This is a genomic window from Onishia taeanensis (genome assembly GCF_003268885.1).
GTDB classification, from domain to species: Bacteria; Pseudomonadota; Gammaproteobacteria; order Pseudomonadales; family Halomonadaceae; genus Onishia; species Onishia taeanensis_A.
In genome coordinates this window covers 1-14,130 of record NZ_QLSX01000007.1, presented here as the reverse complement: position 1 = coordinate 14,130, position 14,130 = coordinate 1, and the positions used below count along the sequence as shown (strand labels likewise).

The 14,130-nt window shown below is 57.5% G+C and carries 13 protein-coding genes, 1 tRNA gene and 1 pseudogene; 10 read left to right on the top strand and 5 right to left on the bottom strand.

What is annotated here, in order from left to right:
* Positions 1 to 28 precede the first annotated feature (28 nt).
* From BCL93_RS10340 to BCL93_RS10330, 3 genes are all read left to right on the top strand, one after another.
* Positions 29 to 105: transfer RNA gene (locus BCL93_RS10340), tRNA-Pro, on the top strand.
* A 139-nt stretch (positions 106 to 244) separates the two neighbouring features.
* A complete protein-coding gene (locus tag BCL93_RS10335; RefSeq protein WP_112055210.1) occupies positions 245 to 1,411 on the top strand; it encodes a glycosyltransferase in 1,167 nt (388 codons plus the stop codon).
* A gap of 236 nt (positions 1,412 to 1,647) precedes the next feature.
* Positions 1,648 to 2,871, top strand: coding sequence for an O-antigen ligase family protein (locus BCL93_RS10330; protein ID WP_258396421.1), 1,224 nt, complete (start codon positions 1,648 to 1,650; stop codon positions 2,869 to 2,871).
* 334 nt (positions 2,872 to 3,205) lie between these two features.
* Here the strand turns inward: BCL93_RS10330 and BCL93_RS10325 are convergent, their stop codons facing one another.
* Entirely contained in the window at positions 3,206 to 3,934 is a 729-nt protein-coding gene (locus tag BCL93_RS10325) for a hypothetical protein (RefSeq protein ID WP_112055208.1), read from the bottom strand.
* Positions 3,935 to 4,401: 467 nt separating this feature from the next.
* On the opposite strand from BCL93_RS10325, the gene BCL93_RS10315 reads away from it, so the two are divergent.
* Complete coding sequence (locus tag BCL93_RS10315) at positions 4,402 to 5,046, top strand: hypothetical protein (RefSeq protein ID WP_112055206.1); 645 nt, start codon at positions 4,402 to 4,404, stop codon at positions 5,044 to 5,046.
* Positions 5,043 to 5,783 (top strand): DUF3307 domain-containing protein, encoded by a 741-nt coding sequence (locus BCL93_RS10310; RefSeq protein WP_112055205.1) that lies wholly within the window; start codon positions 5,043 to 5,045, stop codon positions 5,781 to 5,783. Before BCL93_RS10315 ends, BCL93_RS10310 begins: the two co-directional genes overlap by 4 nt.
* A gap of 100 nt (positions 5,784 to 5,883) precedes the next feature.
* On the opposite strand, the gene BCL93_RS10305 is transcribed toward BCL93_RS10310, so the two are convergent.
* Both BCL93_RS10305 and BCL93_RS10300 read right to left on the bottom strand, forming a co-directional pair.
* Positions 5,884 to 7,197: a sugar transferase gene (locus BCL93_RS10305; RefSeq protein WP_258396342.1), complete on the bottom strand. Its 1,314-nt coding sequence runs from the start codon at positions 7,195 to 7,197 to the stop codon at positions 5,884 to 5,886.
* A 134-nt stretch (positions 7,198 to 7,331) separates the two neighbouring features.
* Positions 7,332 to 9,059: an SLC13 family permease gene (locus tag BCL93_RS10300; RefSeq protein ID WP_112055204.1), complete on the bottom strand. Its 1,728-nt coding sequence runs from the start codon at positions 9,057 to 9,059 to the stop codon at positions 7,332 to 7,334.
* Between BCL93_RS10300 and BCL93_RS17260 the strand changes: the two genes are divergently transcribed.
* From BCL93_RS17260 to cysN, 5 genes are all read left to right on the top strand, one after another.
* Entirely contained in the window at positions 8,968 to 9,195 is a 228-nt protein-coding gene (locus BCL93_RS17260) for a hypothetical protein (RefSeq protein WP_181463090.1), read from the top strand. The two genes, BCL93_RS10300 and BCL93_RS17260, sit on opposite strands and share 92 nt — an antisense overlap.
* Complete coding sequence (locus BCL93_RS17485; RefSeq protein WP_112055203.1) at positions 9,192 to 9,965, top strand: helix-turn-helix domain-containing protein; 774 nt, start codon at positions 9,192 to 9,194, stop codon at positions 9,963 to 9,965. Before BCL93_RS17260 ends, BCL93_RS17485 begins: the two co-directional genes overlap by 4 nt.
* Before the next feature lie 51 nt (positions 9,966 to 10,016).
* Positions 10,017 to 10,919 carry a sulfate adenylyltransferase subunit CysD gene (cysD, locus tag BCL93_RS17480; RefSeq protein ID WP_112055202.1) on the top strand — a complete coding sequence of 301 codons (903 nt, stop codon included), beginning with the start codon at positions 10,017 to 10,019 and terminating at the stop codon, positions 10,917 to 10,919.
* A gap of 78 nt (positions 10,920 to 10,997) precedes the next feature.
* Positions 10,998 to 11,156, top strand: coding sequence for a four helix bundle protein (locus tag BCL93_RS10285; protein WP_112055201.1), 159 nt, complete (start codon positions 10,998 to 11,000; stop codon positions 11,154 to 11,156).
* Positions 11,157 to 11,209: 53 nt separating this feature from the next.
* Positions 11,210 to 13,114 carry a sulfate adenylyltransferase subunit CysN gene (gene cysN / locus BCL93_RS10280; RefSeq protein WP_112055200.1) on the top strand — a complete coding sequence of 635 codons (1,905 nt, stop codon included), beginning with the start codon at positions 11,210 to 11,212 and terminating at the stop codon, positions 13,112 to 13,114.
* 59 nt (positions 13,115 to 13,173) lie between these two features.
* On the opposite strand, the pseudogene BCL93_RS10275 reads toward cysN, so the two are convergent.
* Positions 13,174 to 13,785, bottom strand: a pseudogene (locus tag BCL93_RS10275) (UDP binding domain-containing protein); the annotation flags it as partial.
* A gap of 22 nt (positions 13,786 to 13,807) precedes the next feature.
* On the bottom strand, positions 13,808 to 14,130 hold a 323-nt coding region (locus BCL93_RS10270), incomplete at its 5' end, for an ISAs1 family transposase (protein ID WP_112055198.1).

Genomic DNA, 14,130 nt, shown 5'->3' with positions numbered 1-14,130 from the left:
GCCGAAAGGCACTGCCGAGTACCAGAGTCGGAGCGTGGCGCAGCTTGGTAGCGCGCTGCAATGGGGTTGCAGAGGTCGCTGGTTCGAATCCAGTCGCTCCGACCAGAAATATTAAAAGCCACTCGGCCTTGTCGAGTGGCTTTTTTCGTTTTGGCCTTTGCGTTTTTGACCTTTGCATTTTGGCCATCGCCAGAACGCTTTAGAATAGACGGACTCAGCCCCACCCCGCCAACGCCGAGGTTACATGCGCACTCTTGTTATCGTCAGAAGCCTCAAGATGGGCGGCATGGAACGAATGGCCATCACGCTTGCCGATGCCCTCGCCGATGCCGGGCACGAATCACACATCGTCACCTGGCGCGACCGGGATCAGGTCCTCACCCCCGACAATCCTGGCGTCACCAGCCATGTGGTGCCGATTCAACGCCTTATCCGCTTGACCGGTGTTGGCCTACTGGTCGAACTGATCTCACGTTTGATCCTCAACCCGCTGATCCGTCGCTCTCACTTTGTATGGACCGGCTGGCTGGGTGGCTTTGTCTTCAGGGCCTGGCTGAAGCGCTTTGAAAAGCAACACGGCAAGGTGGATCGGCTGATCTTTCGCGGCCTGGGCACCTACGAGGGCGTCTGGAGCTTCCGTGACGAGCGCGCACGCTTCGTGCTCGAGAATGGCGTCAATTTCAAAGGCCCTCACTGGCAGCAACGCCTTTTTGCGCGCTCCCTTCTGGACAAGCGCCACCTGGTAGGCGTTTCCCAAGGGGTAGTGGACTCGGCCCAAGCTTACAGCCAACGCTTCCAACTGACGCCGCTATCACTAGAGCGCATCATCAATGCCTGCCCGGTGAAGCGCATTCAGTCGCTGATGCTCGAGAAAGACCCCGATATTCCAGACGAGCCCTTCATCCTCAACGTGGCAAGGCTGGTGCCTCAAAAGGACCACGAGCTACTGCTTGAAGCCTATGCCCAGGCCACGCCCGAAGAGCGGCTTGTCATTATCGGCGAAGGCCACCTACAGGCAGCACTGGAAGACAAGGCACGCAGGCTCGGCATTGCCGAGCGCGTCACCTTTGCCGGCACCAAACGCAACCCCTACCCCTGGATGCGCGCAGCCCGCCTTTTCGTCTTGAGCTCGAGAATAGAAGGCATGGGCATCGTACTAAGCGAAGCCTTGGCCTGCGGTACGCCGGTGGCCTCGGTGGACTGCCCCGGCGGCATCCGCGAGATCCTCAAAGGCGAGCTTGAAATCGGCATCGCTGAACACAGCGCGGAAGGCTTGGCGAGCAAGATGCAAGAAGTCCTTGGCCAAGGCGGCTATGAGGTCAAACCGGAATGGCTCAAGGACTTCTCTGAAGAGACCATGGTGGCGAGTTACCTGGACACCCCCGCGGCAGTGAACAAACGAGCACATTAGCACATACGCTTTAGCACCAAGTCATAACGAAAGCCCTGTTATAACCCCACTACAAAATCATCAACCATAAGCAGCGGAACCACGAATACATGCTTAGATCTAGGTGGCAATTCAATCAAAGTACGGCAACTTGGCAGTCACCTAGGCCCCTATGGCTATTAGGGATAGCGTGCGTTTTCCTCTACGGATTTCTTAATTTGCTATGGCCCAAAGTGGGAGGAATCGCCGGAACCTTGATGGCGATTTTAGGGCTGACCATGGTGTTACGTAGCGCTGATATCCGTGGCTCCGCGCCGCTTTGGCTCCTGCTCGCGGCGGTACTTGTTCAACTACTTAGTTGGTGTCTTGGCTACTTCCATCACCCAGAGTGGATACCGGATAACCCCCAACTGGATCGCATGGGCAAGTGGTTCCTTTTCATTGGCATTGCATGGTGGCTTGGCGGCCGCACCCGCCCAACCCTCTGGCTATGGTGCCTGGCAATGTTGGGCTTATTCCTCACCTCGATAACCAACGATGTGGGCCTTGATCACTGGCAAAGAGGGCTATCGGGGCATCGAGTCGATTTCGGCATCCACAATGCTCAGCATGGGGCCATGTATTTCGGTACATCGCTGCTGGGGCTACTTGCCTTCAGCAGAAGAGCTCTGCAGCCCGGTTCCTGGTCCATTCTGCGGCGCCTTGCCTGGGGCATAGCATTAACAATATGCCTTGCAGGCGTGATAGTGACCCAAACCCGCGCCATCTGGCTCGCTCTGCTAATAGCCCTACCGGTTATGGCCGCCTTGGTGCTGGTATCAGCCAGGCTCATGACTCAACGTCTCGGCGTGAACAAGAAGCACCTGGTAGTTGGCGGCGTCTCTGCGCTTCTCGTGGTGGCCGTGTTAGGCACAGCCTTCCACGGATCAATAGAACGGCGGCTGGGTGCCGAGAACCAAGTGATCACTGAGCTAATGGATGGTGACATTGACGCCATCGACCCCAATTCCAGCATTGGTAATCGCATTTACACCTGGATTGCCGCCACGCAATGGATAGCCGAGCGGCCGCTGGTTGGCTGGGGCGCAAATGGGCGCAGCCTCGCCGTCAAACAAACCGAGTGGCTGCCAGAAAAAACCAAGGAACGTTATGGCCACCTGCATAACACCTTCCTGGAAGTGCTGGTGGCCTATGGCGCCCTTGGTGTATTTGTAATGGCAGCACTCGCCTACTGGGTAGGCCGCGGCACCTGGCTTGCCTGGCGCGCAGGCGCCATGCCCGGCGACATGGCGCTGTTCGGCGCTAGCTTCTTTATCTTCTGGATGATCGTCAACCAGTTCGAGGCTTACCTTTCATTCTCTTCCGGCGTCTACGTTCATAACCTGATCGTGGGGGGGCTGGTAACCCATATCTGGCGCTGGCGAGTCACATCAAGCCGAGGCGTTGCCCTTCGCACTGACGAACAGCTCCCATCGCACTGATAAACAACTCTTCTGACACTGGCACTGACAAACATAGTAAAGATGCGCCGGCTCCAGCAGCCAGGCGCATCCTTTATCGCCACTCAAGATACGGGGCCCGAGAACAAGAAAGCTCGGGGCCAACCCCAACCAAACCGCCCAAAAAGCAGACTCTCACTCTATCAGGGCTCACAAGCGGGTCTTGAAATACGGGTTGCAGATCAGGTTCTGCAATCAGTTAGGGACTCGGGGCGCAGCCCCCGCAAGAGCTTCAAAAGGTCGGGGCATCTCTCCTTCTACACTTACGACTACGTCAGGCTAGCCGGCATGGCGCACAATCCGCCCAGGATGCCAATCAAGACGTGCTGGCCAACGCCTTGTCCACTTGCTCGATGGCTGCGGGGCCGATCCCCTTGATGTCGGCCAGAGTGCCGGCTGCATGGCGGCTCTCAATGTCGCTAATCATCACGAGTCCATTTTCGGCCAGTGTTGCCGCAACCTTTGTCGGTAGCTCCAGGTCTTCGACCCTCAAGCACTGGTTTTGCTCACGCCAGCGAGCCGCCATGACTTGGGAAGCCTGGTCCACGAACTCTCCATATTCGCCATCGCGAACTGCGGTGATCAGGTCGCAGAATTCAAGCTGATGCTGGTCACTCTCGCTCAGCGGAGTGCTGCTAATAACGTAGTGCGGCGGCTGCGCAATCTGGACCTGGTCATTGGTCAGCGACACCTTGACCTTGCCATCGTCACTGGTGATTGATGCCGCTTCTTCTTCAGCACCGCTATTGGCCGACTTGCCGCGCTTGGCGTCCTGCTTGGCACGTGCCTTTTGCAATTCTTCGCGCGCCAGGTGTTTGGCCTGCTTCGCGTCTTTCTTTGCGGCATCAAGCTTGTCACTAAGCTTGGCGTTACGGGTACGCAACTGCTCGGCTTCGTGCTTGGCCTTGTCGCGCGCCTTCTGAGCCTGCTGCGCCTCTTTCTTCAGCTGCTGAACGTCAGCCTTTAGCTCATCGACTTCCATCTGCAGCGTGATGGCACGAACCAGCGCGTCGTCCTGAGTATCTTGAGCGGCTGTATCAGTCATAGGATCTCCCTTGGTAGATCAAGAAAAACCCCGCCCAGCCAAGGCTGGGCGGGGTGCGAAGCGAGCATTGGTAAACAGACCGACGGCAGATGCCGCCGACCTTGGGCGATATGATAGCGGCGAACAGCCTGTTTTCAAGCCTGGCGTAATACTTGGCATTGAAGCCGACATCTAGGCCAGCGAGCCAGCTAGGCGAGACTGCCTCGTGACGCATGCACAAAATCCGTTCCCAAGTCCCATGCACTAACCTCATGCACTAACCTCATGCACAAGACCCATGCATAAGGCCCATGCACAAGCGATTCACGGCGCAGGCCACCGAGCACCTAGCGCGGATCGGTTTGGCGACGTTAGGGCATAGCTGTTTAATAGAATATTGCGAATCCATAACCCATATAGGCTATATATTTGACAAATAGCCATATAAGGCTATCTTAAAAGGCAAACCGGTTATGAGAGAGCACCCAATGAGGCAGCCCCTTGCCGTGCTGACCGGCGACATCATCGCATCACAGCGGATCAGCGATATAACCGCGCTTTACCGGGTGCTGGATGCCAGCTTGTCACGCCTTGCCAAGCATTATGGCGGCCGTTTCGAGCGCTACCGTGGCGATGGCTTCCAACTGGCCATCCCCTGCACCAGCGAGGCCCTGCATGCCGCTGTGGCTCTGCGTGCCGAGCTGATCATGCACTCACAAGACCAACGCTGGGATGCCCGAGTCGCGGTGGCCGTTGGTCATAACGAGTGGCAGCCCGGTAGCCCCCTGGCATCCGCCGACGGGCCGGTGTTCATCGCATCTGGCAAAGCACTGGACGCCATAAGCGAAAGTGACGCTCACCTGGCACTGACTGAGGCCGATGCCCCGCATGACGCAGCCATGACGCTGCTGGTCCGCTATGTGGATGAGCTGATCGATGGCTGGTCTCATTACTCCGCTGAGATCGCCTTTCTCAAGCTGTGGCACGATGAGTCCCAGCAGGCCATAGCCGAGCGGCTCGGCATCCGCCAACCAAGCGTTCACAAGCGCCTGCGTGCCGCCCGCTGGGCGATGCTCGCCGATACGCTGAACTTCTTCCAACAGCGCCTGGCCACGGAGCAACCTGACGAATGACTTCTCCAGAAATGGCGACACTGCTCGGCCTGGTGCTAGCCCATCTGAGTGGCGATTTTCTATTTCAGCCACACCGGTGGGTCGAATCGAAACAGCGCCACAAGCGATTGTCGCCAGCCCTTTACTGGCATGCATGCATCCACGGTTTGCTCACGGCTCTAGTACTCACGCTCGCCGGCAGCGGGCCGGATATCATTCTGGCCGGCACGCTTCTGGTGGCGATTAGCCATGCACTGATCGACCTTGGCAAGACATATCTTGATTCGAACCGGCTGAGGTGGTTCCTACTCGACCAGCTATTACACCTGCTGGTGCTACTCGGGCTATGGCTCAGCTGGATAGGCAGCCTTCAGCCTCTTTTCGAGATGTTCGCCTGGATAACCACCCCACGAGCCCTGACACTGGCCGGCGCCTACCTGCTGGTGACCCGGCCGATGGCCATCGGCATCGCCCTGGCCATGCGCCCCTGGAGCGATGAGGTCAACGACCCCGGCACTCTCGTCGCAGCTGGAGCACGCATCGGCATGCTCGAACGCTTTCTGGTACTGACCCTGGTGCTATTGGATGAACTGACAGCCGTGGGCTTCCTGCTGACTGCCAAGTCCGTGCTGCGCTTCGGCGACCTACGCGAGAGCAGCGATCGCAAGCTCACCGAGTACGTGCTTCTAGGTACCCTGCTCAGCGTGTCAGCTACTATGGCTTTGGGGCTGATGGTACGAAGCCTGAATCTCGGCTAATAGATTCAAGCTAATACACTCGGGCTAATTAAAAGGCCAATGAAAAGGGCGGCACATGGCCGCCCTCAACAACGTGAGTTTTTTCAAGGCCCTTACGCGCTTACCTGGCGCCATTACCGGTAAACACCGTCTTGACGGTCTTGAAGAGCACCAGCACATCAAGCCAAAGTGAGAAGTGTTTGATGTAGTAGAAGTCATATTGCAGCTTGGTCGTCATGCCATCAACCTCGGCAGCATAGCCCTGCTCGACCTGAGCCCACCCGGAAATACCCGGCCTGACGACATGGCGATAGCGGAAGAAAGGCACATCGCGCTCATACCACTCGGAGAGCTGCATGGATTCCGGGCGAGGGCCAATAAAGCTCATCTCCCCTTTCAACACATTAAAGAGCTGAGGAAGCTCATCGAGGCGATACTTGCGAATCACCTTGCCAACCGGGGTGATGCGGGGGTCATCATCACCATCAGTAAAGCCCTTGCCATCTCGATCGATATACATGCTGCGAAACTTGTAGACCTTGAACGGAACACCTCGATATCCCATGCGCTCCTGAAGAAACAGCGCAGGGCCAGGGCTATCTTTCCGTATCGCCAGAGCCGTGAGCAACATGATGGGGGCAAGAACCGGCAGTAGCAGCAACGCGCCTAGCAAATCGGCACAGCGCTTCAGGCCGGCGTACATGGCAGACGGCAGCAGAGAGCCAAACTCGTTCTCCGAAAGATGGTCGACCCGGACACGACCAGTGATGGACTCTTGCATCTGGCGGACGTGATACACCGGGATTCTGCATAGGGTGCATTGCGCCAGAAATTTCTCCCATTCGGCGCCCAGGTCCTCGCTTCTTAGATCCGCCACAACCGCATCATAGCGGGTACCATCCGGCTCAGGGGTACATAGCTGACGAAGCTCTATCCTCGCTGTGGGCTTCAATTGCAAGGCATTACCCACAGGCACCACCGCGATCTTCATACGCCGATAGCGCCTACCAATGAAGTAACCGGCGAAGAACCACAGTAGCGAGGCCAGATACCCCGTAAACAGCACTTGGCGCGTGTACTCTTCCCTGGTGAAGAAGAGGATGGCCACCACCACAAGAAATGCCAAGCTGACGGTGGGCAAAATATAAGCGGCCACCTGCACGCCAGGAAAGCGGGCAAACCGCCGCAGGCAAAGGGTAATAGCTACAAAGGCCAAGCCGATCGCCACGATGGTGTTGAAGCGATAGTCCGGCATGGTCTGCCAGAAGCCCCAGCCCCAGCGCTCCAGCGCCGGCAGCGCGATGACCAGCGGCAGACCGACCAATACCTGGAAAGGCAAGCCCAGCAGGATTTGCTCATACCACCGGGAGTGGCGGCGTTCGTAAGGGTATGTCACATCCATGCCTTTATTGGTTCTCCGCATCTCATCGTACAATACACTAGGCTCGCGCCCCTGACGCGCTCTGAAACCCATCCGAAAAATGGTATTTCCCGCGTGTCGGCTCAAGTTTCAGCCCATTGTACACAGGGGATGGGTCGTGCTTCACTCCGGCCGCTGCAGAGGCCCTCTCAGAAAGGAAAGACGATGGGCGTCAGCACGAGCACGGCAGCCGAGTAGACAATGCTGACCGGGGCACCAATACGCAGAAAGTCGATCAGGCTATACCGCCCCGGCGAGTAGACCATCAGATGCGTCTGATACCCATAGGGAATCAAGAAACAGGCGCTGGCCCCGTAGGCCACGGCCATGATGAAGGGCATGGGGGCGACGCCCAAGGCATGGGCAGTGGTCCAGGCGACCGGAAAAGCCAAGGCCGCAGCGGCATTGTTGGTCACCGTCTCGGTCAGTAGCAGCGTCAGGATATAGCAGCCGATAAATGCGCCATACACGCCGTGACCATTGAACATTGCCTGCATGCCATCGGCCAGCAGGTCTGCCGCGCCGGATGTCTCCAGTCCTTGAGCAATAGCCAGTGCCGAGCCGATGATCATCCAAAGCTCAAAGGGGAAGCGTCGACGCAACTCTGAAGGGCTCAGCACACGCCCCAGCAACAATCCACCCATCATCAACAGCAAACCATGAAACAGGGGTAACAGCTCAAGGGCCGACAGCCCAATCACGCCCGTAAACCCTGCCAGGGTTAAGCCACTTTCCCAGGTACTCAGGCGAGGCCGGGTGGGGCTGCCGCTCAGCAAGTGAAAGTTGCGATCCAGGTTGCGATGCTGATGAAAGTCGCTCCCTACCGCCATCAATAGACAGTCGCCCACTCGCAGCGGAATCTGCCCCAACTGGCCCTCCAGGCGTTTCCCCCCACGGCGAATGCCCACCACCCCCGCATTGAACATGCTGCGAAAATCGACTTCCTGCAACGTCCGTCCCGACAGCTCTGATTCATGCGAGACCACGACTTCCATCAGGTTGGTGGCCAGCAGGTCATCGGCGTGGTGCCCAAATAGCTTGAGCCCCGGGAAACGCTGGAGAGCTTGCACCTTGCTCACTGCGCCGGTGAATACCAGCGTGTCGTCTGCATGCAGTACTTCTTCCGGCCCCACGGGAGTGATCAGCCGCCCTTCTCGCTCAATCTCGAGCAGATAGAGGCCATCCAGGCTGCGCAAACCATTGGCTTCTATGCTCTTGCCAACCAACTCGGAGCTTCGCTCGAGGTCGGCCGCCAGAAAATAGGAAAGCTTATCTTCAGCCTCCTCCGGGTGATGATGTGGCAATGTTCTTGCTCGCCAGACCAACACCGCAAAAGTCAGCAGCGCCACGGGCACACCCACCAGGCTGAACTGAAACATACCAAGTTCGATGCCTGCGCTGCCCAACGCAAAAGAATTGACCACCAGGTTGGTCGAGGTCCCAACCAGAGTCGTCATCCCCCCCAGGATGGAAGCATAGGAAAGCGGGATCAGTAGCCGAGACGGGGCAATACGGTCTTGCCGTGAAATCGTACTCAGGAAACTCGCGACCACGGCCGTATTATTGAGAAAGGCCGAAAGTACGGCACTGACGCCCATCAACTTCAAGACCGCCTTATCAGGACGCCCTTGCAGAAGGTGCTCTGACACCCAGTCAAGCAACGGCGAACGCTCCAAGGCTAATGACACAAGCAGCAGCAACAGCAAGGCGGCCAAGGCCGGGTTGGTGTATTGCTGAAGAAGCACAGTGGTATCCACCAATCCACAGACCAGGTAGCCAGCGGCCATGGTCACGAAGGCGATGGCAGGCCGCACCAAACCCGACACCAGCAAGGCCAACAGGCCGGCCAAGGAAAGCAGTACCAACCAAGCTGTCATCCGATTCATCCTTGAGGGCTGCAGGAAACTTGTGGGAGTTTACGGGGCCTTTTATGATGATGTCGAACAGCTATGCACCCGCAGCGCAAAATCCAATTTTTTTCTCTTTAATTTCAGTACATTGAAAAATAAATGAGCGCTAAACATTTATCGCCTGAAATGCTCAATCAGCGCCGTCTAGAGGCAGTTCGCTTACGCCTTGATGGCCTGACAGTAGCCAGCACGGCAAAACGCACCGGGCTATCTGCACCGACGATTTCAGCCGCCTGGAAGGCTTTTAGGGAAGGAGGCTGGCAAGCGGTGCCGGTTCGCCCTCGCGGCCGTCACAAGGGCAACACTAAGAGGCTTCGCGAGCCTGAAAGAGAGTACCTGTGGCAGCGGCTATCTCGCTGGCCTACCGATAAAAGCCCCGGCTGGACTAGCCGGGAGCTGGCAGAGGCACTCAGCGATGAGACAGGACAAAAGGTCTCGCCGCGCGCTGTAGAACACTGGCTGGAGGCGCGGGATCTCAAACCGGCGCCCATGTCACTAGAGGCCGCGGCAAGGCGTTCACGCAAAGGGCGGTGGTTGCGTCAGCAAGTACAGCCGGTTGTTGAGCGAGTGCGTAGCCTTGGCGGTACTCAATGGCGGGGAGGTGTGCGCGTCGTCACAAATTCAAACGATCGCCAGGCGCCTTGCTACCAGTTGTATGTGCATGGCAAGCGCGGCGTGCTGTACACCTGCCTATTCGCTTCGCCACCAAAGGCCAGAGACTATATTGAATTGTTCGAGCGCTTGGCCGATCAAGGCCCGACAGCACTGATTTTCCATGGAGCCTTTTTCAAGGCAAGCGCAGAGATAGCCGCTTGGCTCGAGCTACACACTGATTTTCACCTTCTCGACGTGCCGCTCAACAGCAAGCTATAAGCGGGCGCACAACTACGATCAGCCGGGCATTTACCACCAAATGGAACAACGATGACGACACTCACCCATCTACAACGCCTCGAGGCCGAGAGCATCCAGATCATGCGCGAGGTGGTTGCCGAGTCCGAAAACCCGGTCATGCTCTACTCAGTCGGCAAGGATAGCGCTGTGATGCTGCACCTGGCGCGAAAGGCATTTTCGCCCTCGCCTCCTCCCTTCCCCCTACTCCACGTGGACACCCGCTGGAAATTTCGTGCCATGTACGAGTTTCGGGACCGTATGGCCGAGGAAGCGGGAATGGACCTGCTGGTGCATATCAACCCGGAAGGCATCGAGAAGGATATCAACCCCTTCACCCACGGCTCGGCGATTCATACCGATGTAATGAAGACCGAAGGTCTCAAACAGGCAATGGACAAGTACGGGTTCGATGCCGCCTTCGGCGGCGCGCGTCGCGACGAAGAAAAGTCCCGCGCCAAGGAGCGTGTTTTCTCGTTTCGCACCGATCAACACCGCTGGGACCCAAAGAACCAACGCCCCGAACTCTGGAGGGTTTTCAACACCTTCAAGCACAAGGGTGAATCAATACGCGTGTTCCCGCTCTCCAACTGGACCGAGCTGGATATCTGGCAATATATCTACTTGCAGAACATCCCCATCGTTCCTCTCTACTACGCCGCAGAACGGCCTGTCGTGGAACGTGATGGCGCCCTGATCATGGTCGACGATGAACGGATGCCGCTGGAGCCAGGCGAAGTACCCATGATGCGCAAGGTGCGCTTCCGCACCCTGGGCTGCTATCCACTGACCGGTGCCGTGGAATCCGAGGCCGACACTCTGCCGGCGATCATTCAGGAAATGCTGCTCACCAGAACATCCGAACGGCAAGGCCGCGTCATCGACCACGACAGTGCCGCATCCATGGAAAAGAAAAAGCAAGAGGGGTACTTCTAGGCGCGGAGCGCCTGGAAGAGCCCTAAGCTGTAAGCTGTAAGCTGTAAGTAATCCCAACAGCTTGCAGAGGTGGCGGCGATGAATTTCGAAAGGCTGCAGGTATGGCAGCGCTCGGCGAGGTTATCCGCCGAGATTTACAAGGCGATGCGGGATCTACGTGATTTCGGCTTCAAGGATCAGGTCACAAGATCCGGCCTGATCACCTCGCTGGACAATGACGATTCTGCTGCAAGCTAGGACTGGTTGTACTTACAGCTTATGGCTTACAGCTTATAGCTAAAGGGTTATTCATGGCACACGCTTCCGACATGATCGCCGGTGACATTGAGGGCTACCTCAAGTCACACGAAAACAAGGGCCTGCTGCGCTTCATTACCTGTGGCAGCGTGGATGACGGCAAGAGCACACTGATCGGGCGCCTACTGTTCGAATCCAAGCTGCTATTCGAGGATCAGCTAGCGGCCATCGAAGCCGACTCGCGCAAGTACGGCACCCAGGGCGGCGACATGGACTTCGCGCTGCTGGTGGACGGCCTGGCCGCCGAGCGCGAACAAGGCATCACCATTGATGTGGCCTACCGTTACTTTTCCACCGATAAGCGCAAGTTCATCGTCGCCGATACCCCTGGGCACGAGCAGTACACCCGCAACATGGTGACCGGCGCCTCGACGGCCGATGCCGCCATCCTGATGGTCGACGCCCGCCACGGCATCCTGACGCAGACACGCCGACATAGCTTTCTGATGTCATTGATTGGCATGCGCCATGTGGTGGTGGCGATCAACAAGATGGACCTAGTGAACTACTCGCAGGCGCGATTCGACGAAATCGTCGAGGAATACCGCGACTTGGCACGACAGCTCGGCCTGGAAAAGATCACCTTCATCCCGATGTCGGCGCTAAAAGGCGACAACGTCATCGAGCATGGTCATCATATGCCCTGGTATCACGGCCCGACGCTGATGGCCTACCTGGAAACCGTCGAGATAGATGAAGCACACCTGCAACGCACGCCTTTTCGCATGCCGGTGCAGTGGGTCAACCGCCCTAACCTGGACTTCCGTGGCTTCAGCGGGATGATTTCAAGTGGCTGCGTAAAACCGGGCGATGCGATTCGCGTACAGCCATCCGGCAAGAACAGCACCGTCAAGCGCATCTATACCTTCGATTGCGACTTGGAAGAAGCCGTCGCCGGTCAATCCGTCACCTTGCTGCTGGACGACGAAATCGATATTTCACGCGGCGATGTGATTTCGGGCGTGGATCAGCCGGCTCAAACAGCCGACCAGTTTGAGGCCACCATCGTTTGGATGCATGAACAAGCCCTGTTGCCCGGTCGTCCCTACCTGATGAAGCTCGGTACGCAGGCAGTGTCGTCAACCGTCACAAACATCAAGTACCAGATTAACGTCAATACGCTGGAGCACACCGCTGGCAAGCAGATGGACCTCAATGCCACTGGCGTTTGCACCTTGAGCCTGAACCGCCCTGTGGCCTTCGACCCATACAAAGACAACCAGGACACTGGCGGTTTCATCCTCATCGACCGAATGACCAACAACACCGTCGGCGCCGGTATGCTGCACTTTGCACTGCGCCGCAGCCAAAACATTCACATGCAGCACGTGGATGTCGACAAGCAGGCACGAGCCACTGCCAAAAATCAGCGCCCTGCCGTGCTGTGGTTTACCGGGCTTTCAGGGGCCGGAAAATCGACCATTGCCAACCTGGTCGAGAAAAAGCTACATGCCGCCGGCCAACACACCTACCTGCTGGATGGTGACAACGTCCGCCACGGCCTCAACCGTGACCTGGGCTTCACCGATGCTGACCGGGTCGAGAACATTCGCCGCGTCGGCGAAACAGCCAAACTGATGGTGGATGCAGGTCTGATCGTATTGACGGCCTTTATCTCGCCCTTCCGCAGCGAGCGGCAGTTAGCCAAGGACCTAGTGGAAGATGGCGAGTTTATCGAGATCTTCGTCGATACCCCGCTAGATGTGGCCGAAGACCGTGACCCCAAGGGGCTGTACAAGAAGGCTAGGCGCGGCGAGCTGAAGAATTTCACAGGCATCGATTCCGCCTACGAAGCGCCCGAGGCTCCTGATGTTCACCTTAGAACAGGCGACATGGGCAGCGAAGAAGCGGCGGATGTAGTCATCAAACACCTTCGCGAGCGTATATTAATCAGCTAAATCTTTTTTAATAAGAGGTCTGAATCGCCCCGTATGCCTAACATATAGGGCGATTCAATCTAAGCTGAAGCCAAAGAGTCACCACGGCCCACTGCGTAGTACATCAGGCCCGCATCCTTGACGGCCTTCGGCGGGAAAAGGTTACGCCCGTCGACCACCACCGGCATGGCGAGCTGCGCCTTGAGCCAGTCGAAATCGAGAATGCGGAACTCCTTCCACTCGGTGCAGATGACCAGCGCATCCGCGCCCTTCACGGCCTGAATGCGATCGGCCACCAGCACCAGGTCATCGCGCTCTCCGTAGATGCGCCGGCATTCCTTCATAGCCTCCGGGTCATAGGCCTGCACCCTGGCGCTGGCCGCCCACAGCGCTTCCATGACGTCGCGGCTCGGGGCATCGCGCATGTCATCGGTGTTGGGCTTGAAAGCAAGGCCCCACAGGGCAATCGTCTTGCCGGCCAGATCGCCGTCGAAGGCCTGGTTGAGCTTGGCAAACAGGGTGCTTTTCTGACGACGATTGACGCTCTCGACGGCATTCAGCAGATCTGCTGGGTAATCAACCTCGCTGGCGGTGCGCGCCAGCGCCTGCACGTCCTTGGGAAAACAGGAACCGCCGTAACCGCAGCCCGGGTAGATGAAGTGATAGCCGATGCGCGGATCGCTGCCGATACCCAGGGAAAACGCATGAAAAAAATCAGACCGCGAGAATGTCAGCAAGGTATGTCTCATCCAGCGCGGCTTTCTTCTGCTTTCGCCGAATTCCGCCCTTGAAACGCTTCTCCCCTTTCAAGTAATTCAGGGCGATATGGCGGACCCTGGCGAGGTTTTCTGCTGCCTGCCCGCGATGGATTTTGCAGGCATCCTCGCGGAGCGCCACATCCAAGGACCAGTGGAGCTTATTCTCGACAAACCAATGCTGGCGGGCCGCTTCTGCGAGCTTCATGGCGCTCAGCTCGGCCGAACTGATGTAGTAACGAATCATCGGCGATTCTGGTGCTTCGTCACCTTCCTGTCGGA

Bases quoted from the DNA above. Each gene is read 5' to 3' on its own strand.
- BCL93_RS10325 (WP_112055208.1), bottom strand. From the start codon at position 3,934: ATGACTGATACAGCCGCTCAAGATACTCAGGACGACGCGCTGGTTCGT.
- BCL93_RS10285 (WP_112055201.1), top strand. From the start codon at position 10,998: ATGAATTTCGAAAGGCTGCAGGTATGGCAGCGCTCGGCGAGGTTATCC.
- BCL93_RS10335 (WP_112055210.1), top strand. From the start codon at position 245: ATGCGCACTCTTGTTATCGTCAGAAGCCTCAAGATGGGCGGCATGGAA.
- cysN (WP_112055200.1), top strand. From the start codon at position 11,210: ATGGCACACGCTTCCGACATGATCGCCGGTGACATTGAGGGCTACCTC.
- BCL93_RS10300 (WP_112055204.1), bottom strand. From the start codon at position 9,059: ATGACAGCTTGGTTGGTACTGCTTTCCTTGGCCGGCCTGTTGGCCTTG.
- BCL93_RS17260 (WP_181463090.1), top strand. From the start codon at position 8,968: ATGGTCACGAAGGCGATGGCAGGCCGCACCAAACCCGACACCAGCAAG.
- BCL93_RS10310 (WP_112055205.1), top strand. From the start codon at position 5,043: ATGACTTCTCCAGAAATGGCGACACTGCTCGGCCTGGTGCTAGCCCAT.
- cysD (WP_112055202.1), top strand. From the start codon at position 10,017: ATGACGACACTCACCCATCTACAACGCCTCGAGGCCGAGAGCATCCAG.
- BCL93_RS10330 (WP_258396421.1), top strand. From the start codon at position 1,648: ATGGCGATTTTAGGGCTGACCATGGTGTTACGTAGCGCTGATATCCGT.
- BCL93_RS17485 (WP_112055203.1), top strand. From the start codon at position 9,192: ATGAGCGCTAAACATTTATCGCCTGAAATGCTCAATCAGCGCCGTCTA.
- BCL93_RS10315 (WP_112055206.1), top strand. From the start codon at position 4,402: ATGAGGCAGCCCCTTGCCGTGCTGACCGGCGACATCATCGCATCACAG.